General features: G+C 65.2%; 24 protein-coding genes and 2 riboswitches. Of the genes, 10 read left to right on the plus strand and 14 right to left on the minus strand.

All coding sequences use genetic code 11. The annotated features are described in order from the left end of the window. Window position 1: 1 nt before the first annotated feature. Together G6R19_RS13250 and G6R19_RS13255 are read left to right on the plus strand one after the other, a co-directional pair. Window positions 2-481 (plus strand): DUF6314 family protein, encoded by a 480-nt coding sequence (locus G6R19_RS13250; protein ID WP_240341876.1) that lies wholly within the window; start codon window positions 2-4, stop codon window positions 479-481. Beyond that, the gene (locus G6R19_RS13255; RefSeq protein WP_163165644.1) at window positions 478-900 is read left to right on the plus strand and encodes an NUDIX domain-containing protein; all 423 of its coding nucleotides are present in this window, start codon (window positions 478-480) and stop codon (window positions 898-900) included. The genes G6R19_RS13250 and G6R19_RS13255 overlap by 4 nt, the downstream gene beginning before the upstream one ends. On the opposite strand, the gene G6R19_RS13260 is transcribed toward G6R19_RS13255, so the two are convergent. Beyond that, window positions 897-2,810, minus strand: a complete 1,914-nt coding sequence (locus G6R19_RS13260; protein ID WP_163165646.1) for an ABC transporter ATP-binding protein — start codon at window positions 2,808-2,810, stop codon at window positions 897-899. The genes G6R19_RS13255 and G6R19_RS13260 overlap by 4 nt on opposite strands. After that, a complete protein-coding gene (locus G6R19_RS13265; RefSeq protein WP_163165648.1) occupies window positions 2,807-4,450 on the minus strand; it encodes an ABC-F family ATP-binding cassette domain-containing protein in 1,644 nt (547 codons plus the stop codon). Before G6R19_RS13265 ends, G6R19_RS13260 begins: the two co-directional genes overlap by 4 nt. Window positions 4,451-4,697: 247 nt before the next feature. Here G6R19_RS13265 and G6R19_RS13270 point away from each other — a divergent pair, with 247 nt between their 5' ends. Together G6R19_RS13270 and G6R19_RS13275 are read left to right on the plus strand one after the other, a co-directional pair. Continuing rightward, window positions 4,698-5,435: a hypothetical protein gene (locus G6R19_RS13270; protein WP_163165650.1), complete on the plus strand. Its 738-nt coding sequence runs from the start codon at window positions 4,698-4,700 to the stop codon at window positions 5,433-5,435. Further along, window positions 5,432-6,169, plus strand: coding sequence for a hypothetical protein (locus tag G6R19_RS13275; protein ID WP_163165652.1), 738 nt, complete (start codon window positions 5,432-5,434; stop codon window positions 6,167-6,169). Before G6R19_RS13270 ends, G6R19_RS13275 begins: the two co-directional genes overlap by 4 nt. 228 nt (window positions 6,170-6,397) lie before the next feature. Here the strand turns inward: G6R19_RS13275 and G6R19_RS13280 are convergent, their stop codons facing one another. The 10 genes from G6R19_RS13280 to G6R19_RS13320 form a co-directional block, all read right to left on the minus strand. Continuing rightward, entirely contained in the window at window positions 6,398-9,436 is a 3,039-nt protein-coding gene (locus G6R19_RS13280; RefSeq protein ID WP_163165654.1) for a glycoside hydrolase family 38 C-terminal domain-containing protein, read from the minus strand. Window positions 9,437-9,587: 151 nt separating this feature from the next. Then, the gene (gene fdhD / locus G6R19_RS13285; RefSeq protein ID WP_163165656.1) at window positions 9,588-10,475 is read right to left on the minus strand and encodes a formate dehydrogenase accessory sulfurtransferase FdhD; all 888 of its coding nucleotides are present in this window, start codon (window positions 10,473-10,475) and stop codon (window positions 9,588-9,590) included. An 84-nt stretch (window positions 10,476-10,559) separates the two neighbouring features. Next, on the minus strand, window positions 10,560-11,939 hold the full coding sequence (locus G6R19_RS13290) for a molybdopterin molybdotransferase MoeA (RefSeq protein ID WP_163165658.1): 1,380 nt from the start codon (window positions 11,937-11,939) through the stop codon (window positions 10,560-10,562). Further along, window positions 11,936-12,229 carry a DUF6457 domain-containing protein gene (locus G6R19_RS20250; protein ID WP_205484411.1) on the minus strand — a complete coding sequence of 98 codons (294 nt, stop codon included), beginning with the start codon at window positions 12,227-12,229 and terminating at the stop codon, window positions 11,936-11,938. The genes G6R19_RS13290 and G6R19_RS20250 overlap by 4 nt, the downstream gene beginning before the upstream one ends. A gap of 15 nt (window positions 12,230-12,244) precedes the next feature. Beyond that, complete coding sequence (locus G6R19_RS13295; RefSeq protein ID WP_240341877.1) at window positions 12,245-12,889, minus strand: NTP transferase domain-containing protein; 645 nt, start codon at window positions 12,887-12,889, stop codon at window positions 12,245-12,247. Between the two features lie 46 nt (window positions 12,890-12,935). Next, entirely contained in the window at window positions 12,936-13,436 is a 501-nt protein-coding gene (locus G6R19_RS13300) for an HNH endonuclease (RefSeq protein ID WP_163165660.1), read from the minus strand. 291 nt (window positions 13,437-13,727) lie between these two features. After that, on the minus strand, window positions 13,728-14,501 hold the full coding sequence (locus G6R19_RS13305) for an NlpC/P60 family protein (RefSeq protein WP_163165662.1): 774 nt from the start codon (window positions 14,499-14,501) through the stop codon (window positions 13,728-13,730). 167 nt (window positions 14,502-14,668) lie between these two features. Next, entirely contained in the window at window positions 14,669-15,352 is a 684-nt protein-coding gene (locus G6R19_RS13310) for a C40 family peptidase (protein WP_163165664.1), read from the minus strand. Between the two features lie 70 nt (window positions 15,353-15,422). After that, window positions 15,423-15,621: riboswitch (cyclic di-AMP (ydaO/yuaA leader) on the minus strand. A gap of 112 nt (window positions 15,622-15,733) precedes the next feature. Further along, window positions 15,734-16,555: a M23 family metallopeptidase gene (locus tag G6R19_RS13315; protein ID WP_163165799.1), complete on the minus strand. Its 822-nt coding sequence runs from the start codon at window positions 16,553-16,555 to the stop codon at window positions 15,734-15,736. A gap of 10 nt (window positions 16,556-16,565) precedes the next feature. Further along, a riboswitch (cyclic di-AMP (ydaO/yuaA leader) is annotated at window positions 16,566-16,808 on the minus strand. A 115-nt stretch (window positions 16,809-16,923) separates the two neighbouring features. Then, the gene (locus G6R19_RS13320) at window positions 16,924-17,619 is read right to left on the minus strand and encodes a metal-dependent transcriptional regulator (RefSeq protein ID WP_163165666.1); all 696 of its coding nucleotides are present in this window, start codon (window positions 17,617-17,619) and stop codon (window positions 16,924-16,926) included. A 278-nt stretch (window positions 17,620-17,897) separates the two neighbouring features. Between G6R19_RS13320 and serC the strand changes: the two genes are divergently transcribed. Continuing rightward, on the plus strand, window positions 17,898-19,028 hold the full coding sequence (serC, locus tag G6R19_RS13325) for a phosphoserine transaminase (RefSeq protein WP_163165668.1): 1,131 nt from the start codon (window positions 17,898-17,900) through the stop codon (window positions 19,026-19,028). A 135-nt stretch (window positions 19,029-19,163) separates the two neighbouring features. On the opposite strand, the gene G6R19_RS13330 is transcribed toward serC, so the two are convergent. Further along, window positions 19,164-19,949: a DUF3027 domain-containing protein gene (locus G6R19_RS13330; RefSeq protein ID WP_163165801.1), complete on the minus strand. Its 786-nt coding sequence runs from the start codon at window positions 19,947-19,949 to the stop codon at window positions 19,164-19,166. A gap of 96 nt (window positions 19,950-20,045) precedes the next feature. After that, the gene (locus G6R19_RS13335) at window positions 20,046-20,429 is read right to left on the minus strand and encodes a cold shock domain-containing protein (protein WP_013599963.1); all 384 of its coding nucleotides are present in this window, start codon (window positions 20,427-20,429) and stop codon (window positions 20,046-20,048) included. 217 nt (window positions 20,430-20,646) lie between these two features. On the opposite strand from G6R19_RS13335, the gene G6R19_RS13340 reads away from it, so the two are divergent. From G6R19_RS13340 to G6R19_RS13360, 5 genes are all read left to right on the plus strand, one after another. After that, window positions 20,647-20,880 carry a hypothetical protein gene (locus G6R19_RS13340; protein WP_163165670.1) on the plus strand — a complete coding sequence of 78 codons (234 nt, stop codon included), beginning with the start codon at window positions 20,647-20,649 and terminating at the stop codon, window positions 20,878-20,880. A gap of 10 nt (window positions 20,881-20,890) precedes the next feature. Further along, on the plus strand, window positions 20,891-23,380 hold the full coding sequence (locus G6R19_RS13345; protein WP_163165672.1) for a helicase-associated domain-containing protein: 2,490 nt from the start codon (window positions 20,891-20,893) through the stop codon (window positions 23,378-23,380). Between the two features lie 13 nt (window positions 23,381-23,393). Then, on the plus strand, window positions 23,394-25,040 hold the full coding sequence (locus G6R19_RS13350; RefSeq protein WP_163165674.1) for a DNA repair helicase XPB: 1,647 nt from the start codon (window positions 23,394-23,396) through the stop codon (window positions 25,038-25,040). Between the two features lie 130 nt (window positions 25,041-25,170). Further along, on the plus strand, window positions 25,171-25,671 hold the full coding sequence (locus G6R19_RS13355; protein WP_163165676.1) for a DUF427 domain-containing protein: 501 nt from the start codon (window positions 25,171-25,173) through the stop codon (window positions 25,669-25,671). A gap of 68 nt (window positions 25,672-25,739) precedes the next feature. Further along, window positions 25,740-26,450 carry a response regulator transcription factor gene (locus G6R19_RS13360; RefSeq protein ID WP_163165678.1) on the plus strand — a complete coding sequence of 237 codons (711 nt, stop codon included), beginning with the start codon at window positions 25,740-25,742 and terminating at the stop codon, window positions 26,448-26,450.

Below are 26,450 nucleotides of genomic sequence, written 5' to 3' on the forward strand. Positions count from 1 at the left end.
CTTGAACTTTCCTTCTTCTGCGGAGTTCAATCTCCGCTCCTACCTGCTCGGCCGAACGGCAAATGGGCACGCCGGGCAGTGGACCGTCCAGCGGGACCTGCTGGACCGGACGAACGGCACCCGCGGAACCTTCTCCGGCGTCGTGCATTTTGTCCCCACGGACGACGGCGGCCTGGCCCTCCGGGAGGAAGGCACCGTGCGCTGGCCCACCTTCACCGGCCCCGCCTCCCGGGAATACCTGTTGAAGACCACGGACCGGCCCGATGCCCTGGACGTACTCTTCCCGGACGGACGCCCTTTCCACACCATGAGCTTCACGCCGGAGGCCAACCTGGACCAGCACTGGTGCGCTCCCGACACGTACCGCGTAACGTACTCCTACGAGGGCCCCCGCAGCTTCAGCTACAGCTGGGACGTGCAGGGGCCGCGGAAGGACCTCCTGCTGAGCTCGCGCCTGGTGCGGCAGGAGCAGGACGCATGAAAAACCGCATCGTGGTCTCCGCCGTCTGCGTCTTCGACAACGCCGGCCGCCTCCTGACCGTGCGGAAGCGCGGCACCTCCATGTTTATGCACCCCGGCGGCAAGCCCGAAGTTTGGGAAACGGCCGTGCAGGCTGCAGCGCGGGAACTGGCCGAAGAGGTGGGCATTGTCCTTGATCCAGCCGACCTGCAACTGATGGGCGTCTGGATTGCGGACGCCGCAAACGAGGCCGCCACGGACATCGAAGCCACCGTGTTCCTGGCGCCGGGCACATGGGACGCCCATCCATCCGCCGAGATAGCGGAGATCCGCTGGCTGGAACCCGGCGGCGAACTGCCGCAGGACCTCGCACCGCTGCTGACCGAGCACATCCTGCCGGAACTCGCGGCCAGGGCTCACACCGTGTGGACGGAAGGCTAAAACTCGGGAACTGCTTCCTGGGCCACTGCCGTGGCTTCGGCAAACTGCGTCCGGTATAGCTCGGCGTAGCGGCCGTCAGCGGCCAGGAGTTCGGTGTGGGTGCCCCGCTCCACAATCCGGCCGTCCTCCACCACGAGGATTGCGTCAGCGGCACGGACAGTGGACAAGCGGTGTGCGATGACGACGGCGGTGCGCCCCTCGAGTGCGGCGCCCAAGGCAGCCTGCACGGCGGCCTCGTTGGTGGAGTCCAGCGCGGCCGTCGCCTCATCGAGGATGACCACGCGGGGCTGGGCGATGAGCAGCCGGGCGATGGTGAGCCGTTGCCTTTCGCCACCGGAGAGCCGGTAGCCGCGTTCACCCACCACCGTGTCCAGTCCATCGGGCAGGGAGCGGATCATGGCTTCAAGCCGCGCCTGCCGGATGGCCTCCCACATGTCCGCTTCCGTGGCATCGGGCTTTGCGAGCCGGAGGTTGGAGGCGATGGTTTCGTGGAAGAGGTGGCCGTCCTGCGTCACCATGCCCAGGGTGTCCCGCAGCGAGTCAAAGGTGGCGTCGCGCAGGTCCAGCCCGGTTCCGGCAGTGGTTCCGCCCAGGCGCACGGCGCCAAAGTCCACGTCGTAGAGCCGGGCCAGCAGTTGGGCGATAGTCGATTTCCCGGCACCGGAGGATCCCACCAGTGCCACCGTCTGGCCTGGTTCGACGCGGAAGCTGATGCCGTGCAGCACTTCCTCCCCGCCGCGGGTGTCCAGCGTGGACACCTCCTCCAGGGAGGCCAGTGAAACCTTGTCAGCGGAAGGATAGGCGAAGCGGACGTCGTCGAACTCCACCGAGACTGGCCCGGGCGGAACAGCTACAGCGCCGGGTTTCTCCTGGATCAGGGGTTTGAGGTCCAGGATTTCAAAGACCCGCTCGAAGCTCACCAGGGCACTCATGATCTCCACCCGGGCATTGGACAGGGCCGTCAGCGGGGCATACAGCCGGGTGAGAAGCAGGGCCAGCACCACAACGTCGCCTGCCGCCAGCTGGCCGGTAATGGCGAACCAACCACCCAGCCCGTACACCAGGGCGAGGGCGAGCGCGGAGACCAGCGTCAGGGCTGTCACGAAGGTGAACTGCAGCATCGCGGTCCGGACGCCGATGTCGCGCACGCGGCCGGCGCGGACGGCGAACTCGCGGGATTCCTCGTCCGGGCGGCCGAAGAGCTTGACCAGGGTGGCGCCGGGGGCGGAGAAGCGCTCCGTCATCTGGGTGCCCATGGCTGCATTGTGCTCTGCCGCCTCTCGGCGCAGGTCGGCGAGTTTGGAGCCCATCCGCCGCGCGGGGATGAGGAAGACCGGCAGCAGGAGCATGGCCAGGAGTGTCACCTGCCAGGACGTGCCGAGCATAACGATGAGCGTGAGGACCAGTGCCACCACGTTGCTGACCACGCCGGAGAGGGTGCCGGCGAACGCGGACTGGGCGCCGATGACATCGTTGTTCAGGCGGCTGACCAGGGCTCCGGTGCGGGTGCGGGTGAAGAACGCGATGGGCATCTTCTGCACGTGGTCGAAGACCCGGGTGCGCAGATCCACGATCACGCCCTCACCGATGGTGGAGGAGAGCCAGCGGCTTACCAGGCCAAGGCCTGCTTCGGCTACAGCCACGACGGCGATGAGCACGGCAAGGCGGACCACCTCCTCCGCGGCGGCCTTGGCCACGATCGCGTCCACCACCTGCCCTGCGAGGACGGGGGTGGCCACAGCGAGGACTGCCATCACAATGGACAACGCCACAAAGGCAAGCAGTTTGCCGCGGTGCGGCCGGGCAAATCCGAGGACACGCTTCAGGGTTGCCTTGGAGAACGGCTTCGAACCGCTCTTGGCCCGGGTGATCTTGTACAGGGAGTTCCAGGCCACCCCTTCCATGCTCATTGCTGCTGCTCCTCTACCATTCCGTTCCCAACATGCCAACGTACATCCAGCCGCACGTTCTCCAGCAGCCTCCGGTCGTGCGTCACCAGCAGGAGGGCGCCGTCGTAGCTTTCCAGCGCCTCCTCGAGCTGTTCGATGGCCGGAAGGTCAAGGTGGTTTGTCGGCTCATCCAGGACAAGCAGGTTCACGCCGCGAGCCTGCAGCAGTGCCAGGGCAGCCCTGGTCCGTTCGCCCGGCGACAGCGAATCGACTGTACGGGCAGTGTGGTCCGCCTTGAGGCCGAACTTCGCAAGCAGGGTCCGGACGTCTGCCGGGTTCAGGTCCACCAGGACGGCCTCAACGGCGTCCGCCAGGGCAAGATGGCCTGCAAGCAGCCCGCGGGCCTGGTCGATCTCGCCGACGGCCACCGAAGCGCCCATGGCAGCGCTGCCGGACTCCGGTGCGAGGTCGCCCAAAAGAAGGCGCAGCAGGGTGGACTTGCCTGCGCCGTTGGGACCCGTAATCCCGATCCGCTCCCCCGCATTGAGCTGGAGGTTGACCGGGCCGAGGGTGAAGGTGCCCTGCCGGACCACCGCGTCGCGGAGGGTGGCCACCACGGCGCTTGAACGCGGCGCCTTGCCGATGGAGAACTGGAGCTGCCATTCCTTCCGGGGCTCGTCCACCACCTCCAGCCGGGCAATCCGGGATTCCATCTGCCGCACCTTCTGGGCCTGCTTCTCGGAGGACTCGGAGCTGGCGGCGCGGCGGATCTTGTCGTTGTCCGGGTTCTTCTTCATGGCGTTCCGGACGCCCTGCGAGCTCCATTCCCGCTGCGTCCTTGCCCGTGACACCAGGTCCGCCTTGGTGGCGGCGAACTCCTCATACTTCTCGCGTGCGTGGCGCCGGGCCACTGCACGTTCTTCGAGGAAGGCGTCATAGCCGCCGTCGTAAACGGCGACGGAGTTCTGCGCCAGGTCCAGTTCCACTACCGTGGTGACGCAGCGCGCCAGGAACTCCCTGTCGTGGCTCACCAGGACAACGCCGCCTCGCAACCCGCGGACAAAGTCCTCGAGCTTCGCGAGTCCGGCAAGGTCAAGATCGTTGGTGGGCTCATCCAGGAGGACCACGTCGAACCGGCTGAGCAGCAGGGCTGCAAGCGCCACCCGCGCTGCCTGGCCGCCGGACAAACCTGTCATTTCAGCGTCTGCCCCGGTCTCCAGGCCCAATTCGGCCAGTACGGCGGGGATGCGGTCGTCAAGGTCAGCAGCACCGGAAGCCATCCAGCGGTCGAAAGCCCGCGCGTAGGCGTCATCGGCACCGGGCGCGCCGGAGCCAAGCGCCTCTGCTGTGGATTCCATCTCCGCCGTGGCCTCGGCGCAGCCGGTCCTGCGGGCAATGTACGCGGCAACTGATTCACCGGGGATCCGCTCGTGCTCCTGGGGAAGCCACCCCACGAAGGCGTCGGCCGGAGCAAGGCTGACATTGCCGTCCTGCGGCTGGTCGACGCCTGCGAGGAGGCGGAGCAGGGTGGATTTGCCGGCACCGTTGGCACCCACCACACCTACAACATCGCCGGGGGCAACGGTGAGGGAAAGTTGGGAAAAGAGCAGCCGGTGGTCGTGGCCGCCGGAAACATCCTTTGCCACAAGGGTCGCAGTCATGGTGTCCATCCTTTCGCCGGAGCGCGCAGCAGTTCTGGCGCTTCCCGGCCCGCAAAGCCTCTCGCATTCCGGCAGGAGGACGGCGCCCGGAGCCCGGACATAAAAGAACCCGCTGGTCCGGACTTGGGGGGTGTACGGACCAACGGGCTCGACCATCAAGCATAGTCGAAACATGCAGGCGGGTAAAATCGGCGTCGGTGACATCAGGCTAAAATCGACAAACCACCCGTTCTCCAGAGAGCCCCCTATGACCCTCCCCGCCAAGGCGTTCCAGCGCTGGCTGCAAGGCATTGCGCCGGACGCCAGCACGGCAGACGTCTGCAGGATTTCCGGGATCAAGCGGACCACCCTGGCCCAGCAGCTTGTCCGTGGAAAAGTCTCGGTAAGCACAGTGGTCAGCATCAGCCGCGCCTACAACATCAACCCGGTTGCGGCTTTGGCTGACTTCGAGCCCTACCGGGAACTGGCCGGTCCCCAGCAGCCGCCTACGCGCTGCGAGCTGGTAAGCCAGATCTCAACTGCCGACCTCCTGCGCGCTATGCTGGCGCGTCCGGGGATGGACCCGGCCGGGCCACCGGGCGGTGAAGGGCCCGTACTGTCGCCGGCGCCGCACGCCACGTCCGTCAGGAACTGGGTTGATGCCATTGACGACGGCGAGCTGCGGCACCGTGTTTCCGCCGCCACCGGCATCGCACCGCAGAACTATTCCGCGCAGTTGTCCGCCAACCGGCTGTCAGCCGGGCTGGCGGTTGCCACGGCTGTCGCAGCAGGTGTTGGCCTAACCGATGGCCTGGTGGCCACGGGCCTGGTTACGGAGGAAGAGGCAGGGTGGCTTCCGGGCGCACGGCAGGCAGCACTGGACAGCCTGTCCGATGGCGACCTCGCGGTCCTGGCCGGCGACAGGCTGCAGGCACTGGGCAAGGTGCTGCGGCGCCAGGAGCAGGACCAAGCGCAGACGGAAAAGATTTGGGAGAACCTGGGATGATCGAAACCCTTCAGTGGTCAACGCTGGCCATCTGCGGCCTAATTGCCGCAGCCCGGGTGCCCAGCGCCGTCCGGGGAGAGAACAGGTCGCTTTTTTACATCTTCGCCCTGATGACCGCGGCCATCCTTCTGAGCATCGAGGCTCCCTACGTCGCCATTGACACGGCTTTGGGAGGCGTCAACCTCGCCAATCTGCTGTTGCGCTTCATCATTTTCGCGGCCATTTATTTTGTTGGCATCCGGGTCACGCGCGGGTTCGGAGCCGAGCATGGTTATCGGCTCATCACGGGAAGGATTGGCCTGGCCGTCCTGCTGGTGGTTTCCCTGCTGATGCTCGGTGTCTTCTTCCTGATGGACACTGCAGGTTCCTCCGCCGGTTTGGGGGCCGTCTCCGCGAAGGACCACCGTCACGGTGTCCTGGTGGAGTACTACGGTGCAGCCGGACGGGCCTATCCCTCGTATGTCTCCCTGGTGCTGCTTCCAGCGATGGTGCGCGCAGCGCAGAGCAGGCTGCCGGTTCTGGTCCGGCTAGCCGCCGCGCTTTTGGCCGTAGGTGGAGTTGCTATTGCCCTGACCCTCCTGTTCCCCCTGGTGCCGGTGGAGTGGTCTGCAGGCAAATTCATCGTCAACTACACAGCAGTGCTCTGTTTCGTCCTCGGCCTGGCGCTGATCTGGGTAGCCAGGGTTAGAAGCAGCAGGAACAACAAGCCGAAAAGGACATCTACCGAAACGTAACCTTTTCGGCTTTCACAAATTCATTAGAGTGTGAAACAATCATGAATGTGTGAAGGTGGGAGCCCGGGGCGTTTTCGAACGGGGATACTTTCTTGAACGATGTGGCTCCCGGGGGCCTTTGCATGCTTTGGGGGGATGAGTGGTGGCGGCCGTTGGGGACCGCCCCCACTCAGCCATTTAAGGGCCCTTTCTGCCCTTTTCCAGAAAGCACGAGGCTAAGCCGGGATGCTAGGCGCGAGTGCGCACAAACCGCAGCGTGACCAACTGGAACGGCCGCAGGAGCAGCTCCGTTCCCTCGGGCCCGGCTTCGACGCCGGACGCCTGCACGGGGCGCTCCAGCAAGTCGACGGCTTCGACCTGCTGAACCGGGAAGTTCGCTGCGAGCCGTCCCGCCGAGCGCTGCCCCAACGACTCGTACAACCGGACAACCACATCCCCGGAGCCGTCCTCCGCCAGCTTTACCGCCTCGATGACCAGGGCAGGGTTTGACACGGAAAACAGCGGCTCCACCGGCGCGGCGCCAGTGACGAGCCGCGGTACGAGGTTCGTCCGGTAACCTTCCTGGACGGCGTCGGCGATGTCAGCACCCGGCCGGATAGTGACTGTCAGCTCGTGGTGTCCGCGGTCTGCGTCCGGATCCGGGAACTTCGGGGCGCGCAAAAGCGACATACGCACGGTGGTGGTGGTGCCGCCGTCGGCCTCCCTGATGCTCCTGGTGACGTCATGACCATAGGTGGACGAGTTCGAAACTGCGACGCCGTAGCCCGGCTCGGCCACGTGGATCCAGCGGTGCGCGCAGATTTCAAACTTGGCCGCTTCCCAGGACGTGTTGATGTGGGTGGGGCGGAAGACGTGCCCGAACTGCGTCTCCGCCGCCGACCGGTCCGCCCGTACGTCCAGGGCGAAGCCAAGCTTCAACAGCTTTTCCCGCTCCTGCCAGTCCACGGAAGTGGTGATGGAAAGCGAGGGGCTTCCGGCGGCGAGGCTGATGCGCTGGGTAATGGCAGAGGATCCGGCCATCCGCTCCACCACAACAGCAGCTTCACCGTCGTGCTCCGCGAGGCGCACCGACTCCGCGCAGGTCAACGCTGTGACGTTGCGGCGGTAGAACTCGTCAATGTCCCAGGCGTCCCACTCGTTGGGGGTGTCACGGTGCAGTTCCAGCAGGTTGCCGCGCTCCCCCGGGGCAATCGCCTCACGGCCGCTCGCGTAGTCCCGAAGCGAGGTGAGCAAACCGTCCGCGTCCAGCACTGCCCGGATGATGCCGTTGTCCAAAACGAAGCCGGCGTCCCGGGCTGCGGCACGGGCCGGTAGCGGTGACCCCACCGGCTCGCCCGCTGCCAGTGCCGGCACGCCGTCGCGGGCATGCGGCGCGGCGTTCAACAGGAACTGCCGCTCCCCTGTGCCTAGGACTGCCCTGGCAGCCTGCGCGATCAAAGCTTCGAGGGCGGATTCGATGGCCTGGTAATTGCGTTCGGCGTCCTGGTGGACCCAGGCGATGGAACTGCCGGGAAGGATGTCATGGAACTGATGCAGCAGCACCAGCCGCCACAGCCTCTTGAGCTCGGCAGCGGGATAGGCAAACGAGCCTTCTGTCCGGACTGCGGCCGTGGTGCACCACAGTTCTGCCTCGCGCAGCAGGTGTTCACTGCGCCGGTTGCCCTTCTTGGTCCTGGCCTGGCTGGTGTAGGTGCCGCGGTGCAGTTCGAGATACATCTCGCCCACCCACACGGGCAGGGAGGAATATTCGTCCTCAGCCTGCCGGAAGAAGCTCTCCGCGGATCCGATCCTTACCTTCGGCGAGCCTTCAAGGTCCGCTGTCCTGGCAGCCGCAGCCAGCATTTCCCGCGTGGGGCCGCCGCCGCCGTCGCCGTAGCCGAAGGGCACCAGCGACACCGAGCCGCGGCCATGGTCACGGTAGTTCCGCTCGGCGTGGGCCAGCTCGCGTCCGCTGAGCTGGGAATTGTAGGTGTCCACCGGCGGGAAGTGGGTGAAGAGCCTGGTGCCGTCGATTCCCTCCCAGTTGAAAGTATGGTGCGGCATCCTGTTGGTCTGGTTCCAGGAGATTTTTTGGGTGAGGAACCACCGGCTGCCGGCGGACTTGACGATTTGCGGCAGGGCCGCCGAGTATCCGAAGGAGTCCGGCAGCCAGGCTTCCCGGCAGTCGACGCCGAATTCGGCCAGGAAGAAGCTCTTCCCCTCCACAAACTGCCGTGCCATGGCCTCGCCGCCGGGCATGTTGGTGTCAGATTCCACCCACATGCCGCCAACCGGCACGAATTGCCCTGCACGCACCTTTTCCCGGATCCGGCCAAAAAGTTCAGGGTAGAACTCCTTGATCCAGGCGAACTGCTGGGCAGATGAGCAGGAGAAAACGAAATCGGGGTATTCATCCATCAGGGCAACTACGTTGGAGAACGTCCTGGCGCATTTGCGGATGGTTTCGCGGACGGGCCAAAGCCACGCGGAGTCGATGTGGGCATGCCCGGTGGCAACGAGCTGGTGGGCGGAAGAATAGGCCGGCCTGGCCAGCACCTCGGCGAGGGCTTCGCGTCCGGCTGCGGCGGTCCCGGCAACGTCGTCAGGGTCCATCACATCCATCATGCGCTCAAGTGCCCGGAGGATCTCGTGCCGCCGCGGCAGCTCCCAGGGAAGTACGGCCATCAGCCCGGACAGGGTCCAGATGTCCTGCTGGAGTTCCCAAACGGTCTGGTTCAACTCCGCGATGGAGATGGTTCCCAGCCTGTACTGCGGTGCTGTTCCGGCCGTTGACTTGTCCCCATAGGGCGTAGGCGCGAAAGTCCAGCCTTGGGCGACATCGGGGTTGGCGGCGGCCTCCACATAGAAGTCCACCGCCATGCCCCCTCCCAGGAGCTTCAGCGGGATGTACTGGTTCCGGGGTGATACGGCCTTGATGATGGTGCCGTCGGCGCGCCAGGCGATTCCCTCGCACTGGAAGCCGGGCACTTCGATGGTGAAGCCGAGGTCAACCACCACTTCGATAGTGGTGTCCGGCCCCGCGCCCCAGAACTCGGGGACTTCGCCCTGGAGGCGGAGCCACTTGGTACCCCAGGGCTTTCCCCAGGGAGCACCGTGTTCCTGCGGCTGGAACTTTTGCCGCATCGCCTCGAGGGCCGGCACCGGTTCGTCCGGCACGTCCCAACTGCTCAGCGTCAGGGGAAGGCTCCGGCTGTATACGGCGGGACTGATGCGTTCGCGGACGAACCTTTCGAGGCGGACTTCCGTGATCCGGCGGTCGTCATGCAATGTTGGCCCTCTTCAGCGCTGGAAACGTGGACCATGGTGTCCATTCGGTGGATAAAACTACCCGCTGGTAGCTTACTCGCGAATCGCTGCGGATGACATCCCTGGAAAAGCGGTTTCCGAAAAAAGTGGGGCCTGTGGCGCAATCCGGTGGTCAGCTCCGCGCGCCCGCGGGAGCCTGGGCGACGGGCCGGACAATACGGTGGTCCCCCGCGTAGATGTTGAGGCTTGTTCCCCGGCTGAACCCGGCGAGGGTCAAGCCGCTGGCCTCTGCCAGTTCAACAGCGAGGCTGGAGGGAGCGCTGACGGCAGCCAGCACGGGAATTCCCGCCAGGGCCGCTTTCTGTACTAGCTCGAAGGAGGCCCGCCCCGATACCTGGAGGACGGTGCCGCGCAGCGGGAGCAGTCCTTCACGCAAGGCCCAGCCCACAACCTTGTCCACGGCGTTATGGCGCCCTACGTCCTCGCGGAGGCACAAAAGCTCTGCGCCGCCGTCGTCCTGGATCCTGAACAGCCCGGCCGCATGTACCCCGCCCGTATCCTCGAAAAGGCGCTGGGACTTCCGCAGCAGGCCCGGCAGGGATGCGAGGAGCTCCGCGTCGATGCTCAGCGGATCGGCGGCGGGACTGTAGTGCGAGGACTTCTGGACGGACTCCACTGAATCGGTCCCGCAAATGCCGCAGGAGCTCGATGTGTAGATGTGGCGGCCAATGGACGGAACTGTGACGTCGGGCCGCAACTGGACCTCAACCACATTGAACGTCTGGACGCCGTTTTCATCCTCGCCGGCGCAGAAACGCAGTGACACGAGCTGCTCCGAGGTCCAAATGATGCCCTCCGACACCAGGAACCCGGCCACCAGGTCAAAGTCGTCCCCTGGCGTCCGCATGGTGACAGAGAAGGAGAGCTGGCCCAATCGGATCTCCAGCGGCTCCTCCACAGCGAGGACATCTTCACGGTGCCTTACCGGGAACTCCAGGGCCTTCGGAGAACCGTCGAGTACATACTTGTGCACCTTGCGGCGCTGGGTCACGCGGCCCATAGCCACCCCTGCCTTTTCATAGGTCCATCATGACAACTGCCGGACCGGGATACCAGCAGAGTGCGGTCTGGCCACCGAGCGTAGTCAGCCAAGAAGCGCGCTCCAGTCCACGGGGCCGCTGGACGCCGCTTTGCCGGCCGTCCTGCCTGGCCGCGCCGGGTTCCTCGGCTTGGCTTTGCCCGCAGTCTCCGGAACCGCTGGGATGGGTGGCCCCCAGGGCAGCGCAAACGCCGGCACCGGCTCGCCGAACTGGACCCCGTGCGGCGGCACCACCATCACGCCGGCGGCCGACGCCAACCCGCGCATCATGCCCGGGCCGGTGTGCTGCGCCGGAGATGCCATGCCATAGAGGAGTCGGAACGGCATCAGCCGGGTGCGCCCCGGATCGGGTTCGATGGCGCTTCCGCAGGGCACTTCGTGGATTTCGGGCAGCCTGCCGTGACCAAGCGCGGCGAGCAACGGTGCCCCCACGGTGCACAGCGCCATCATTGCGGCGAGGGGATTCCCTGGGAGGCCGAGTACAAAGCGGCCGTCCGGCAGTTCCGCCAGGACAGCAGGGTGGCCTGGCCGCATCGCGATCCCGTCGATGACGAGCCGCCCGCCCAGTTCCGCCACCGCCTGACGCAGGTGGTCCGTGCCTGAGCGGCCTGTCCCGCCAGTGGTGATAACGACGTCGGCCGGCAGGTCCGGAGCGTCCGGCGCCTCCGGCACCACGTCTTCCAGGGCGGCGAGCCACTCGCCATAGGAGTCCCCAATCCGCTGCTGTCCCCCCGCTATTCCTCCCAGCATGCCCACGACGGCCGGTAATTGTGGACCGAAGGTATCCCGCACCTGGCCGGGATCTGGAACACCCTGGCCTATCACCTCACCACCGGTCAGCAGGAGCCGGACCAGGGGTTTTCCCTGGACCTGCAACTCGTCGTAGCCGGCAAGGGCAGCCACTGCCAGATGGGCAGGGTTGAGTTCCACTCCTGCCTTGACCAGGATGTCCCCGGCAAGCGCTTCCTCGCCGGCTTTCCGGATGTGCTGGCCGTTCCGCGGCTCGCCAGGCCTGGCCCTTCCTCCGGTCATCAAGACAGGCAAGCCGTCATCGTCCTTGCCAAGCACCGCGCTCTCACTGCGCAGCACCGCTTTTGCCCCGGGAGGAATGAGCCCGCCGGTGACGATCGGACTGGCCTGGTGCGGGGCCAGCCGGGTGCCTGGTTCCGCCAGGATCCATGGCCCGGTCCCGTTGACCGCCCAGCCGTCCATGGCCGAGGACGCGTAGTGGGGCATGTCCTGCAACGCCACAATGTCCTGCTCCAACGTGCGGCCGAGGGCCAGGTTCAGGGGAACCGGCCCGGCAGGGATCGGCGTTGCTGCGTCAAAAGCTGCCTGCCGGGCTTCTTCCCACGTATGGTCCAGGTGCTCCGGCGCCTCCGGCAGGTCGGTTGAACTCCGTTCTTCCCCGGGTTCCCCAGTCATTCGCCGGGAGTCCCGGCGGCTTCAGCATCGTAGTCCGCAGCCAGGGAACGTGCCACATCCAAAGCGCCTTCCATCGACGCGGCATCTGTGCTGCGTCCGGACGCTGAGGCTAAACCGGCGGCGTAGCCGGCGATGAAGGTGGTGAGTGGCGCCGCGGGCCGCACAACGGAGTGGGCGGCTACACCCGCGAGGGCGAGGATGGCGTTGACGTCCACCTGGACGTCCTCAAGCTCGTACGCCTGGAGCAGGGACCTGCACCATTCCTCCAGCGTTTCATCCTGGCTTTTCACGAACTGCCTCCCAATTTAATTGCTGCCGCGCCGGTCCTGGCCCTCGTCCCGGCTTCCGGCGTCAACTCCAAGTGCGGCGGCATCATCCCAGGTATCCACATCGGCCGTGGAACCGGCCGGGACGGTAACAAGCTGCACGTCAAGACTAGCAAGGAGCGCCCGCATGGAGCTGTTGTTTAGGGCACCCCGTGAGGCCAGTTCCCTGGCGGCCCTTTTTAACACGGCCGTGCGGTAAAACCCGGCCAGCTGCTGGGCCCTGCCGTCTTCGGCGCATGCGATGATTGCATCGGCCCCCGGGTCGCCTGCCAGTGCTGCCGTTAGTGCCTCCACCGCAGCCGAGACCTTCGGCATGTCGCACGCCAGCACCAGCGTGTAGGTCCGTTCGCTTCCGGCCTGGGCCAGTGCCTCCAGACCGGCAGCCACCGCGGCGGCCGGCCCTGCAAACTCCGGCTGCTCGCGGCAGGAGAGCACCCCTGCGGGGAGCGCGCCTGGGTCCGGACCAACCACTACTGTGCAGATCGCCCCTGACGCGGCAGCCAGCGACCGTTGCAGGAGGGTGTCACCGTGAAAGACCAGCCCTTGTTTGGGTACGCCGCCCAGCCTGGATGACCGGCCACCGGCCAGGATCAGGGCATTGAACTCCAACCGGTCTTGTTCCACTCCCCCAGCCTAGTCCCGGGACGGCGGGGGCACCCTATCCGCTGGATCAGGCAGCGCGCTCGGGCAGCAGGAACGGATCCCACGCGGGTGTTGGCTTCTCGAGTTCCTTGATCTGCCACATGGTGCCGTGCGGCGGCTCAGGGACAAACCGCAGCTTCCAGCCCATTTCGGCCGGGGTGTGGTCGCCTTTGAGGTTGTTGCACCTCAGGCAGGCAGCCACCAGGTTTTCCCAGGAGTCCGCACCCCCGCGAGACTTTGGGTGAACATGATCGATGGTGTGCGCAGCTTTTCCGCAATAAGCACACTTGTGCCCGTCACGTCGAAGTACCCCCCGCCGGCTGACAGCGGTGGACTGGTTATATCTGGGCCGGATGTAGCGGTTCAGGAGGATCACGGACGGGCGGCCCAGGATCTCCTGGGGGCCCACTACGGGATCGTCCCCTTCGGCCACAACGCTCGCCTTGCCCGTGAGCACAAGCACCAGCGCCCGGCGGAAAGTAATAACCGCCAGCGGTTCATATCCAGCATTCAGAACGAGAGTGCGCATGCACGTACCTCTTCACGGCCGCACCCGTCAGGGGCACGAGGGCCGGCTGCCCTCGGCATGTCCGGGCTATGGATCGACACCACAAGAGTAAACAAAGAAGTGCACTATCAGCTAATGCTGGAGCACGCGGTGCCGTGTCCGGGCGGAATTCGTGAACTCCTGCAGCTCGCCCAGATGGCTGCTTGCAGTGGTACGGAGTTATAAGCATGCCGGGAGTTAACGGACAGGACCCCCGCCACAAGGGCAGGGGTCCTGTTCAGGGATCAGACGCGCATCCGAGGCCGGAGAGCATTAGCTCACGCGGATGAACACCGGGCCGGAGCCAACGTTGGCACTGAAGACAACGGTTTGGTTGCCGTTGTAGCCGCCGTGCACTGCCTGGCCGTTACCGGCGTAGACAGCCACGTGGGCCATGCCGGCGCCGCCATCGGCGTAGTAAATCAGGTCGCCCGGCTGGGCTTCAGCAGCGCTCACGGTGCGGCCCAAGGAGAGGTAGCCTGCGGGCCAGTCGTGGAAGTTGATGCCCACGGCAGCCAGGGAGTTGGTCACCAGCATGGTGCAGTCCTGCATAACACCAAGCTGGGCGTAGGCTGCGGACAGGATGGCTGCACCCTTTCCACTTGCCGAGGCAGGAGCGGCGGGGGCTGCTGCAGCCGCAGCCGTAGCGGTCACCTTCGCAACAGCGGCGGTCCTTGCGGCCGGAGCAGGCGCCGGAGCGGCTTCCTGGACCTCCACCTCGGGCTCCGGAGCTTCCACAACGGGGGCCGGCGTGGTGGTTACAGCAGGCTTCTCGAAGGAGATGGCAATGGTGGAAGCAGCGGAGATCGGAGCCTCAACCGTTGATTCAACTTCCAATGTGGAGGCGGGAGCGGAGTCACGCTGGACGTTGGCGTCAGCAGCGTTCGCGGCGAGGCCGCTGGTCAGGACCAGGCCGGAAGCGGCTGCGATAACAGCTGCCTGGCGTCCTACGCCGCCGGCGTTGTCGCCCACAGCCTTTGCAATGATGGCGAGCGAGTTGGTCTTGGTGGCCTCGGCGCGGTGCCGTGCGGTTGCACGAGTAGTCATCAGTTCTCTCTTTCGATTCCTTCAAAGCCGCATGTGGGCGGCCAAAGGTGTTTGGACGCGCCGGCATCTTGGGGGTACGCCGGCACGCCCCGAACGGGGATGTGTGGTGATTTAGCGAAGAGCGTGTTTGGGCAAAGAAAAAGCCCTTGGACCGTGGGGTCGAAGAACTAGTTCATAGTGAAGAAGGCTGAGGAGCCGGTAGCAGCTACCGAGTGCAGCAGCGTTCCCTGGGAGGGGTTCAGGGCGCTGATCATCATGCCGTTGCCGACGTAGATGCCAACGTGCGCTCCGCCGTTCTGCATGACCAGGTCACCCGGCTGCGGCGTGGAGGTGGGCTTCATTGCAGTCCACGCGTTGACGCGGGGGATGCTGATGCCGGCCTGGGCGTAGACCCACTGGGTGAAGCCTGAGCAGTCCCAGCCGTTGGGGGTGGTGCCGCCCCAAACGTACGGACGGCCGATGCCGGTGTAGGCGAGGCCCGCAATTCCGGAAGTGGACGCCGAGGCAACTGTCTCCACGGCCTTGTCCGCAACGGAGCCGGCCGATGCGGTGGAAGCAGTGGTCACGCCCTGTTCATCGTCTGAGTCCGTGGACTGCGCAACTACCCGCTCAACAACAGGTGCCGGAGTGGTCTTGACCACGGGACGCTCGAAGGAGACGGTAGCCGTGGGCGCCGCGGTGACAGCGAGGGCGCTTTGTGCCGATCCGGATTCCGTGGAAGCGGAGACGCCAGCGGTGGTGTCCGCTGCATTGGCCGGCAGGCCCATGGTCAGGATGAGGCCCGAGGCAGCTGCGATGACTGCAGCCTGGCGACCTACTGTCCCGGCATTGGCACTAACAGCCTTGGACATGGAGTCCAGGGGGTTGGTACGAACCGGTTGCGCACGGTGGCGCGCAGAATTATGGCGTGAAGACACGAAGGTAGCCTCTCCCAATGCCTACGAGGTGAGCTGTCGGATTCGGATGGGAGTCACCCGGCCGCGCGGCTTCCTGGGAAGCTTTTGCGACTTAACCCCAAGGCCTTCAAAAAGCTGAAGACCAAAATTGGTTCCCCCGCCCCTGCCAGACGATGAAATGCGAACGGACCTTGAGCGGTGGCAGAGTTAGGCAATCCGCACAAGAGCGTCAACTTCGGAAAAGTTGACGCGAGTTAGACGGTACAGCAGTTTTGCGTGAATGTCACATTCAGGTCACGGCAGGTCAAGTTCATTCGATAGCTCACCGTCACTTGACTACAGCCAGCCAGTGGGGTCAACAACTTCGCCGTTGACCTGGACCTCAAAGTGGAGGTGGCAGCCGGTGGAGGCCCCTGTGGTCCCGCTGAGGGCCACAACGTCCCCGCGGGACACTGTCTGCCCCTCCTTCACACTGAAGGACGACAGGTGGTTGTAGGTGGTTTCCAGGCCGTTGCCGTGATCCACTACGACGCGGTTGCCGCCACCGTACTGGTGCCACCCAGCGAAGGTGACGGTTCCGGTGGCCGCGGCCAGAACGGAAGTGCCGCACTGGGCCACATAGTCCTGTCCGCGGTGGAAGTCACCGGATCCTCCGGTGATCGGGCTGACCCGGTAGCCGAACGGTGAAGCAGTGCTCAAAGCGGCGAGCGGCGCACCAAGGCTTCCGGCGGAGGCGGCGCGGGTGATGGCGCCGGCGGACTGGGCACTGAGCAGCTGTTTCAGCTTGCCGTCAGGGTCTGCCTGGGTAACCACAGCAGAGCGGCTGAAGTCTATCTGGGCGCCCGCTTCCGCGGAAACCTGCGGCTGGGGCACAACAGCGGACGCCGCGACAGGAGTGGATCCGGAGGCATCCGTGGCCATTACTGGACTGGTGGCCGGCACGGTCACGGTGAGCACAAGTCCGGTGGCGGCCAGGGCGATACCGGCCTTTTGGCCGATGCCGCTGGCAGCAGCGAACTCAGTGATTTGGCGGAAGGGACCCCGACGGCGGCGCGCATCACGGTGCGGATCGCGGGGGCGTTCCGAGGTGATGACTTCGACAACGCGCGGTGTCGAAGCAGGGACCGCCGCGCGGCGGCGTCCCCTGGAATTCTGCATGGTCAAGAAGGGTTCCTCTCTGGAAAGCCTGCGAAGTTAGCTGTCGGATTCGGGTCAGAGAGTTCAAAGACCCGGTCCGCCGTAAGCAAGCTTCGGCACAGAGATATCCCCGGAGGAATCCTTCACTGGAAGAGGCTTGCTGCTGACGGACTTCACCCCAAGGCAGTCCCCCGCTGCCGCTTGTGGTTCCCCCGCCTCTGCCAGTTACGACTCGTGCTCCTGATCCGCTGGCAGAGCTCGGCTCCAGATCAGGTAACGCTTTAATATCAACGCTTGGTTCAACTATAGATGCTTAAGCCCGAAAGTAACAATTCCGTTATCTTTGCGTAACGCACTTCACACGGGGTATGGCATCCGCTCTGCCTCTTCTAGCGGATCGCCACGAACACGTGCGCGGCAACCTCCGGGGGCAGCTCCAGCGCACCCTCGATCCCCGGAACCCGGACCGAGATATAGTCGCCCACCCGCTCCAGTGACACAGCCGCACCCGGCCGGATGCCGCCTTCATCAAGCTGGGAGAGCAGTTCAGGCTCTACCTGGATGGGCTCGGCGAGCCGGCTGATGGTCACCACCGAGGCAGGACCGTACGACTTCATCGCCTCCAAAAGGCTAATGGCGCCGTCCGCAAAACCTATTGACGGCACGCCGCCCAGGGCAGCAAGACCCGGGATCGGATTCCCGTAGGGGGACTCAGTGGGATGGTTCAGCAGTTCATAAATGCGCCGTTCCACCCGCTCGCTCATAACGTGCTCCCAGCGGCAGGCTTCGTCGTGGACGTATGCCCAGTCCAAACCGATCACATCGGCGAGAAGGCGTTCAGCCAGGCGGTGCTTGCGCATTACTTCGGTGGCACGCTTCCGGCCCGTCTCGGTCAGCTCAAGGTGGCGGTCGCCGGAGACAACCACCAGGCCGTCCCGCTCCATGCGCCCGATGGTTTGGGAGACGGTAGGCCCGGAGTGGCGCAGCCGCTCGGCGATCCGGGCGCGGAGGGCAATGATGTTCTCTTCCTCGAGCTCCAGAATGGTCCGAAGGTACATCTCCGTAGTATCGATCAGATCCGTCATCCAGCTCAGCTCCTCGAGCACAGTACCTAGCGTTGTCCCACCGTATCGCCTTCACTGCGACGTAGTCCGTGGAAAAGCTTAGCCTATTTTGACTTTGTCCGAATAGTTCACCGGGACGCGGGCGGGGCGTCTCATTGGCTGGACTATGACGGTTCCGGTTCCCGCCCATAGTGCGGTTCAGGCAGAATAAGGGAGGCCCTGGTTGCAGCCGTCACCGGCTGCCGGCCACCAACACCCGTCCGGATTAAAGCCATGTCCAGCCCGAAATTGGAGCACCCGTGAGCGAAACCAGCATCACTATTCCTGCCGACCTCCTGCCCAAGGACGGACGGTTCGGCGCCGGGCCTTCCAAGGTCAGGCAGGAGCAGATTGATGCGCTGTCCGCCGCCTCGAAGAACATCCTTGGCACCTCCCACCGCCAGGCACCGGTCAAGAACCTGGTTGGCTCCGTCCGCGAGGGTCTCAGCCAGTTCTTCCGCGCCCCTGAGGGCTACGAAGTGGTCCTGGGCGTGGGCGGCTCCACGGCTTTCTGGGACGTGGCAAGCTTCGGCCTGGTTGAAAACAAGGCCCAGCACCTTTCCTTCGGCGAGTTCGGCTCCAAATTTGCCGCAGCCACCAACAAGGCGCCCTTCCTGGACTCCTCGTCCATCATCAAGTCCGAGCCGGGCACACGCCCTTCAGCCAAGGCCGAAGCCGGGGTGGACATCTACGCGTGGCCGCAAAACGAGACCAGCACGGGGGTTTCTGCCCCGGTCAAGCGTGTTGCCGGAGCAGACGAAGGGGCCCTGGTCCTGGTGGATGCCACCTCTGCCGCGGGCGGGCTGGACGTGGATGTAGCGGAAAGTGACGTTTACTACTTTGCGCCGCAAAAGAACTTTGCGTCCGACGGCGGCCTCTGGCTGGGATTGTTCTCCCCCGCTGCACTGGAACGTGCAGGGCGGATCAAGGCGGGCGGCCGCTGGATACCGGATTTCCTGGACCTGCAGACGGCCATCGACAACTCGCGCCTGAACCAGACCTACAACACTCCGTCACTGTCCACGCTGGTAACGCTGGACGCCCAGGTGCAGTGGCTGAACTCCAATGGGGGCCTGGACTTCGCTTCTTCGCGCACGGCAGACTCCGCCGGCCGCATTTACAGCTGGGCAGAGGCCTCGGAGTTCGCGACCCCCTTCGTGACGAACCCGGAGGAGCGCTCAAACGTTATTGCAACCATCGACTTCGATGAGTCCGTGGATGCCGCAGTGGTCGCCAAAGTCCTGCGCGCCAACGGAATCGTGGATACGGAGCCGTACCGCAAGCTCGGCCGCAACCAGCTGCGCATTGCAACGTTCGTGGCCATTGAGCCGGCAGATGTTTCCGCCCTGCTGGCCAGCATCGATTACGTGGTGGGCGAACTGCGCAAGTGACCGGAACCGCGCAGGCCATCCGGCTGACATAACGCTCCAGCCTTAACGTACGACGGCGCCGCCCGGGTTCTGCCCGGTCGGCGCCGTTTGCCCGTCTTAGCTCAGTTTCCGTGCCTGGGCGCGGTATTCCGTACCTTAGTCCGTCCCGGCGTCGTGGCCTGAGGGTTCTTCCGGCTCGTGCGCGGCTTCTATAAGCAGGGCTTGGTCATCCCGGGAGACGACGTCCAGGGCTAGAGCGTCCAGGGCTTCATTGTCCAGGGCGCCAGCATCCCCGTCAGCAGGCCGTGCGGTGGCGGGCTCCGTGGTGGCGGGCTCAGTGGTAGTGGGCTCGATAGCGACAGTTTCCGGTACCTCGGCCTCGTCCGCGCGTACACCGGCCTGCTGTGCACCGGCATCGGACATGCCTGCTTCCGGCGCGTGCGCCCGATCTTCGCCGGGCTCCGATTCCTGTTCCTGCTCATCCTCAGGGCGCACCCGTTCCGCCCACGGAACCCATTCGGGTGCCAGGATGGACTCCTCGGACGGCAAAAGGCCGAGCTCGTTGACGGTGACCACCTTGGACCGCGAATTCCGGGTCAGCACGGCGAACCACTGCCACCCGGCGTAGCCGGGCAGCCTGCATTCAAAGAGGTGGGTTACCAGGCGGTCGCCTTCGCTCTTGGCTGCCAGGTGCTGCCCAACGTCCGATGCCGCGGTGATGCCCTCAATGGCGGTCCGTGCCGTGTCCACGGCAGCAGCAAGGAAAGCGTCCGGTTTGCCGGTCCGCCACACGGGCACACCGGCGCGGCGCTTGGCTGCTTTTGCCGCCCCAGGCGCCTGGCCGGCAGGCACAAGGCCGGCAGTGGCCGCGGTACCACCGGCGGCCCCGCCGGCTGCGGCACCTGCCTGCGGCTGCGCCGACTCCAACGACACCGGGTCCATCGATTCGTCCGGTGACTCCAGACCCTTCCCCAAGGGCATTGACTCCGGATGGAGTGACTCCAGGTCCTGCTGATCAGCTTCCCGGTTCATCAGGGCCTAAACGTCCAGCTCGTCGGCAACCTTACGCAGGGCGGCGGCGATGGCCTTGCCCTTATTGCCTTCCGGGTACTTGCCTTTGGAAAGGGTTCCGGACAGGTTGTCCAAAACAGTCACCAGGTCCTGGACCAGCGGCGCAAGGTCCTTCGCACTGGGCCGTTTGGCCTTGGCGATGGACGGCGTCTTGTCCAGCACACGCAGGCCCAGGGCCTGGGCACCCTTGCGGCCGTCAGCCACACCAAACTCGACGCGGGTGCCGGCCTTCAGCTCGGTTACGCCCTCAGGCAGCGACGATTTGGGCAGGAAGACTTCCTGGCCATCTTCGCCCGCGAGGAATCCGAAGCCTTTTTCCTTGTCATACCACTTGACCTTGCCGGTAGGCACGTAATCAACCTTCTTCGTTCTGCGTCTTGAGACACGGCCAGCCGTCACCGCATCCACATTGTTGTGCGGGTCCAGGGTATGACGGCTAAAGACCGTGTTGGTCTGTATCCCTCAAGGTTATCCTGCCCGGTGCCGTAATCCTGCTTTCGATGCCTCTCCCCAGCGCCACCCTGCACTCATTCCGGGACTGTCAGACCGGGCTGTTAGCGTTACGTCCATGACACCCTCGCGTTACCGGCGTCCCCTGACGATCTTCGCCGCAGTTATTGCCGTGCTTTCGCTGGTGGCGGTGGCTGCCGTTATGGCATTCGCCTTCGCCGGTTCAGTTGCTCCTGCCTGGGTCACTTACACCGCCCTGTACGGCCTGCCGCTGGCGTTCCTTCTGATGCTGTTCCTTGTTCTGGACAGTGTGGCCGGGCGCCGCCGGGCAGGAAAACCGGGCGGGCGGTAACGTTGGACTGATGTCCCTTATTCGCGCGCTCAGCAAGGACCTGGAGGCCCGCAGCGACGACTCGTTGCGGGCGCTGTTCGACGCGCGGCCAGACCTTATCTCACCCGCCGTACCCGACTTCGCCGCCCTCGCGGCCAGGGCCAGCGGGCGCGTGAGCGTCCAGCGCGCCCTGGAGCGCCTCAACCGGCCACAGATGCAGGTCCTGGAAACCCTTCACCTGTGCACCAACACGGATACCGAGCACAGCGCTTCCGCCGCTGGGTTGCGCAAACTCATTTCGGGTTCCACGGTTGCCGCTGTGGAACGTATCCTGGCGTCCCTGCAGGAACTCGCGCTGGTACACCGCGCCGAACCTCCGCACGGAACGCCCGCCATCGGCAACAACAGGCAGCGCTTCTACCTTCCCGTTGGCAGCCTCAAGGACGTGGTGGGAATCTATCCCGCGGGGCTTGGCCGCAGCTATACGGAGCTGGTGCGCCTCCAGCCGGCGTTCGCGCAGCGGGCGGTCCAGCTCGTTTCCGAACTTCACCGCAGCGGCGCAGCCATCCACGGAGCCACAACGCCCATGGAGGCGGCGCTGGCCCTGCAGCACTGGACGTCCTCCCCGGATGCCCTGCAGGACCTTTTGGCCACGGCTCCGGAACGGACGGCGGCCCTGCTCGCCCGGTTCAGGAACTGGGCCATGGGGGCTGTTCCCCAGGCGCAACGAAAGGCGTCCATCACCACCGAGGGATCCGACGTCGGGCCCATCGATTGGCTCCTGGCACGGGGCCTGCTGGTGCCGCTGGACGCCGCCCATGTGGAGCTGCCCCACAGCGTAGGGCTCTCGCTGCGGGGCGGCGCCATCATCGACGACTTCAGGCTGTCACCGCCGGTGCCGGAACTCGGCCGGACCAGTGCCGCGTTGCGGCGCAATGCTGCCCTGGGCGCCATTGGCGAGACGCTCCGGTTGGTGGGTGAAGTACTCCATGCTGTGCGCGAACAGCCCCTGGCCACACTTCGCAGCGGCGGCGTGGGTGTCCGTGAGATGAGACGGCTGGCCGAGATGCTACGCATCGACCAGCCCCGGGCCGGGCTGCTCCTGGAGCTCTGCGGGCTTGCAGGGCTGATCCGCCTGGATGTCGACTCATCATCCTGGGTCCAGCCGCCGGAGCTGGAGTGGCTTATCCTGCCCAGGCAGGAACAGTGGCTGTGGCTCGTCAACGCCTGGCTGGGCAGCGAGCGCGTACCGTCCATGGTGGGGCAGCCGATCAACGGAACCCCGGGAGCGGCAGCGCACCGGGCTGCTTCCGGGAGCACCATCATCGCGTTGTCAGCCGAAGCGCAACGGCCCGACGCCCCCGTGGTACGCAAACGGATCCTGGAGATCCTGAACGAACTCACCCATGAAGCAGCAGCCCCTGACGGAACTGCGCCGGTCCTGGACGCGCCAGCGGTACTCCAGCGTGCAGAATGGGCCCAGCCGCGAATGGCCCGGCGGTTCAGCTCCCTGATCCGCGGAGTCCTGGCCGAAGCCGAAATACTCGGACTGCTGGGCTCCGGGGCCTTGAGTCAACTGGGAAGCGCCATCGCGGACGACGATCCCGAGGCCGCCCTCTCCATTCTGGGCGAGCACCTGCCCGCGGAACTGAACCACGTGCTGCTCCAGGCGGACCTCACCGCCGTTGCCCCCGGCTACCTCGCCCCGGCACTGACCGAGAAACTGCTGCTGATGGCCGATGCCGAAGGCCAAGGGCCGGCCACCATCTACCGTTTCTCGCCCGACTCCATCCGGCGTGCACTTGATGCCGGCCACGACGCCTCCACGGTGCTGGAGTTCCTGAAGGAACACTCGGCCACTGCTGTACCCCAGCCGCTGCAATACCTCGTGGAGGATACGGCTGCCCGGCATGGCCGGCTGCGGGTGGGTGCGGCGGCCAGTTTCGTCCAGAGCGAGGATGAGGCTGCCCTGCTGGAGCTGTTGGCCGGACCTAAGACGGAGGGGCTGGGGCTGGTACGGATTGCGCCCACGGTGCTTATCTCTTCGGCGCCGCCGCGGGAAACAGCGCAGGTTCTCCGGAGCCTGGGCCTGTCCCCGTCCTTTGACGATTCGGAGCCGCCGGTGCTCCGGCTCCGGCGCGTTCCGGCACCCCATGCCCCGTCCCGCCCCATCTACACTGCGCCGCGGACAGCTCCGCCGGCGGAGGAAGTGCAAGCACAACTGGATGTGCTGCGCCACCGTCCTGCCGCCGTCGGGATTCATCACGGCGCGGACGCAGACCACACCGGTGAGGCAGCCACGCAGCTTGGCCTGGAGGCGCTGCAGCGGGCCATCCGGCTCAAGCAGCGCATCAGCATGAACGTAGTGGACGGCCTGGGGAATGCCAACCTGGAAGTTGTTGTTCCCCTGTCAGTAAGCGGCGGAAGGGTGCGGGTCTTCGACCCCGCGAAGGACACCGAACGGGTGCTGTCCATCCATCGCATCATTGACATTGAGGCAGCAGAGGAACTGCGCCAGTGAAGGACTCCCCCGCGTGAACGACGGCCCCTTGATAGTCCAGAGCGATAAGACCATCCTGCTCGAGGTTGATCATGAGCTCGCCACCGAAGCCCGGCATGCCATCGCACCGTTCGCCGAGCTGGAACGCGCCCCTGAGCACGTTCACAGCTACAGGTTGACTCCCTTGGGCTTGTGGAATGCCCGTGCGGCCGGTCTGGACGCCGAGAAGGTCCTCGACACCCTCCTGAAGTATTCCCGGTTCCCCGTGCCGCATTCGCTGCTGATCGACGTCGAGGAAACCATGTCCAGGTACGGCCGGCTGCGTCTGGAAAAGGACCCGCAGCACGGGCTGGTCATGCGGACTGACGATTACCCGGTCATTGAGGAAGTAATTCGGTCCAAAAAGATCCAGCCGCTGCTGGGACCGCGCATCGACGGTGAAACCGTGGTGGTGCACGCCTCCCAGCGTGGACAGCTTAAGCAGCTTCTGCTCAAGATTGGGTGGCCGGCAGAGGACCTGGCCGGCTACGTGGACGGCACCCCGCACCTGATCGCGCTGAATGAGGACGGCTGGAAACTGCGGCCGTACCAGCAGATGGCCAGTGACAACTTCTGGGCAGGAGGCAGCGGGGTTGTGGTGCTGCCCTGCGGGGCGGGTAAAACCCTGGTGGGTGCCGCAGCCATGGCCACCGGTTCCACCACCACGCTGATCCTGGTGACCAACACGGTGGCTGCCCGGCAATGGAAGGACGAGTTGCTCAAGCGCACGTCCCTCACCGAGGACGAGATTGGCGAGTACTCGGGGGCTGTGAAGGAAGTACGGCCGGTGACCATTGCCACTTACCAGGTCCTCACCACCAAGCGCGGCGGCCTGTATCCGCACCTTGAACTGGTGGATGGGCATGACTGGGGCCTGATCATCTACGACGAAGTCCATCTGCTGCCTGCGCCGATCTTCCGGATGACCGCGGACCTGCAGGCCAGGCGCCGCCTTGGCCTGACAGCAACCCTGGTGCGGGAAGACGGCCGCGAGGGCGAGGTATTCAGCCTGATTGGACCCAAGCGCTACGACGCGCCATGGAAGGACATCGAGTCCCAGGGCTACATCGCCCCGGCAGACTGCGTGGAGGTCCGGGTGGACCTGCCGCGGGACGAGCGGGTTGCCTACGCGATGGCGGACGACGCTGACAAGTACCGGCTTTGTGCAACCTCCGAGTCCAAAACGCAGGTGGTGGAACAGCTCGTGGCCCGGCACAGCGGGGAGCAACTGCTGGTCATCGGCCAGTACATCGACCAGCTGGACGACCTCGGCGAGCGCCTCGGGGCGCCGGTCATCAAGGGCGACACGTCCGTGAAGGTACGCCAAAGGCTTTTTGATGCCTTCCGTGCCGGCGAGATCCAGGCGCTCGTGGTCTCGAAGGTTGCCAACTTTTCCATCGACCTTCCCGAGGCCTCGGTGGCGATCCAGGTTTCCGGTTCCTTCGGGTCGCGGCAGGAAGAAGCACAACGGTTGGGCAGGCTGCTGCGGCCCAAGAAGGACGGCCGGGCGGCGCGGTTCTACTCGCTCGTGGCCCGGGACACCCTGGACCAGGACTTCGCCGCCAAGCGCCAGCGGTTCCTTGCCGAGCAGGGTTACGCCTACCGCATCATGGACGCCAAGGACGTGGAAACGGCCGAATAGCCGGGCCTCCCGCAGGGCCGGTCCCTTCCAGTGGGAACCGGTCGCCCGTGCATCTGAACTGGGCGCCCGTCCATCGGGCACTGGGCGCCCGTCCAGTGCGAACCGTACGGGCGAGGCGCACACTGGAGGCATGCGTTCCGAGAGAAGGCCCGTCATTCCCCTGCCAGGACAGGAATCAGTGTGGGACTATCCCCGCCCGCCGCGCGTAGAGCAGAGCCAGGAACGGATCCGGATCTTTCTGGGCGGCGAACTCATCCTGGAAACCACAGATTCGCTCCGTGTTCTGGAGACGAGCCACCCTCCGGCCTACTACCTGCTCCGGTCAGACTTCCACCCGAATGCACTGAAGCCTGCACCGGGAAGCAGCTTCTGTGAGTTCAAGGGCTCGGCGCGGTACCTTGATGTCCGCGGCGGCGGGAAGCTCGCGGAGGGGGCGGCGTGGTTCTACCCGGAGCCCGTTGCCGCTTACGCTGCTCTATTGGACCGCGTTGCGGTCTATCCCGGCAGGATGGACTACTGCGAGGTGGACGGTGAGCGTGTGCTCCCCCAGGCCGGCGGCTACTACGGTGGCTGGATCACCAAGCGGATAGTCGGCCCCTTCAAGGGTGAACCCGGAACGCTGGGGTGGTGAAACACCGGCGCACCCCGCTCACAACAACCATCCAGACAACTCCCAGATTTCGGGAGCATCATGGAAGCATGAACAAGAACGGCCCTGAGGCAAAGCTCCTGGTAGTGGATGACGAACCCAACATCCGGGAGTTGCTCTCGACGTCCCTTCGGTTCGCCGGGTTCGACGTCGTCTCCGCAGCAAATGGACGCGACGCCCTTGCCGCTGCCGACCTGCACGCACCGGACCTTGCCGTTCTGGACGTTATGCTCCCTGATATGGACGGGTTCACCGTCACCCGCCGCCTCAGGGCTTCAGGGAAGCACTTCCCCGTTCTGTTCCTGACAGCAAAGGACGATACAGAGGACAAGGTGACAGGCCTCACTGTCGGCGGGGACGACTACGTGACCAAACCATTCAGCCTCGATGAAGTAGTTGCCCGGATCCGTGCCGTCCTGCGCCGAACGCAGCCCCTGCTCGACGACGACGCCGTGATCCGCGTCGATGACCTGGAGCTCGACGACGACGCCCACGAAGTGCGGCGCGGCGGCACCGTCATCGAACTGTCCCCCACGGAGTTCAAGCTGCTCCGCTACCTCATGCTCAACCCCAACCGGGTGCTGTCCAAGTCACAGATCCTGGACCATGTGTGGGAGTACAACTTCAACGGTGATGCCTCCATCGTGGAGTCTTACATCTCCTACCTGCGCCGGAAAGTCGACATTGACCCTGCAGCTCCTGCCCTGATCCAGACCAAGCGGGGCGTGGGGTACGTGCTCCGGACGGCAGAAAAGCGCTGA

The sequence above is a fragment of the Arthrobacter sp. Alg241-R88 genome, assembly GCF_900537115.1.
GTDB lineage: Bacteria > Actinomycetota > Actinomycetes > Actinomycetales > Micrococcaceae > Arthrobacter.

Bases quoted from the DNA above. Each gene is read 5' to 3' on its own strand.
- G6R19_RS13255 (WP_163165644.1), top strand. From the start codon at position 478: ATGAAAAACCGCATCGTGGTCTCCGCCGTCTGCGTCTTCGACAACGCC.
- G6R19_RS13260 (WP_163165646.1), bottom strand. From the start codon at position 2,810: ATGAGCATGGAAGGGGTGGCCTGGAACTCCCTGTACAAGATCACCCGG.
- G6R19_RS13265 (WP_163165648.1), bottom strand. From the start codon at position 4,450: ATGACTGCGACCCTTGTGGCAAAGGATGTTTCCGGCGGCCACGACCAC.
- G6R19_RS13270 (WP_163165650.1), top strand. From the start codon at position 4,698: ATGACCCTCCCCGCCAAGGCGTTCCAGCGCTGGCTGCAAGGCATTGCG.
- G6R19_RS13275 (WP_163165652.1), top strand. From the start codon at position 5,432: ATGATCGAAACCCTTCAGTGGTCAACGCTGGCCATCTGCGGCCTAATT.
- fdhD (WP_163165656.1), bottom strand. From the start codon at position 10,475: ATGGGCCGCGTGACCCAGCGCCGCAAGGTGCACAAGTATGTACTCGAC.
- G6R19_RS13290 (WP_163165658.1), bottom strand. From the start codon at position 11,939: ATGACTGGGGAACCCGGGGAAGAACGGAGTTCAACCGACCTGCCGGAG.
- G6R19_RS13300 (WP_163165660.1), bottom strand. From the start codon at position 13,436: ATGCGCACTCTCGTTCTGAATGCTGGATATGAACCGCTGGCGGTTATT.
- G6R19_RS13305 (WP_163165662.1), bottom strand. From the start codon at position 14,501: ATGACTACTCGTGCAACCGCACGGCACCGCGCCGAGGCCACCAAGACC.
- G6R19_RS13310 (WP_163165664.1), bottom strand. From the start codon at position 15,352: ATGTCCAAGGCTGTTAGTGCCAATGCCGGGACAGTAGGTCGCCAGGCT.
- G6R19_RS13315 (WP_163165799.1), bottom strand. From the start codon at position 16,555: ATGCAGAATTCCAGGGGACGCCGCCGCGCGGCGGTCCCTGCTTCGACA.
- G6R19_RS13320 (WP_163165666.1), bottom strand. From the start codon at position 17,619: ATGACGGATCTGATCGATACTACGGAGATGTACCTTCGGACCATTCTG.
- G6R19_RS13330 (WP_163165801.1), bottom strand. From the start codon at position 19,949: ATGGACCCGGTGTCGTTGGAGTCGGCGCAGCCGCAGGCAGGTGCCGCA.
- G6R19_RS13340 (WP_163165670.1), top strand. From the start codon at position 20,647: ATGACACCCTCGCGTTACCGGCGTCCCCTGACGATCTTCGCCGCAGTT.
- G6R19_RS13345 (WP_163165672.1), top strand. From the start codon at position 20,891: ATGTCCCTTATTCGCGCGCTCAGCAAGGACCTGGAGGCCCGCAGCGAC.
- G6R19_RS13355 (WP_163165676.1), top strand. From the start codon at position 25,171: ATGCGTTCCGAGAGAAGGCCCGTCATTCCCCTGCCAGGACAGGAATCA.
- G6R19_RS13360 (WP_163165678.1), top strand. From the start codon at position 25,740: ATGAACAAGAACGGCCCTGAGGCAAAGCTCCTGGTAGTGGATGACGAA.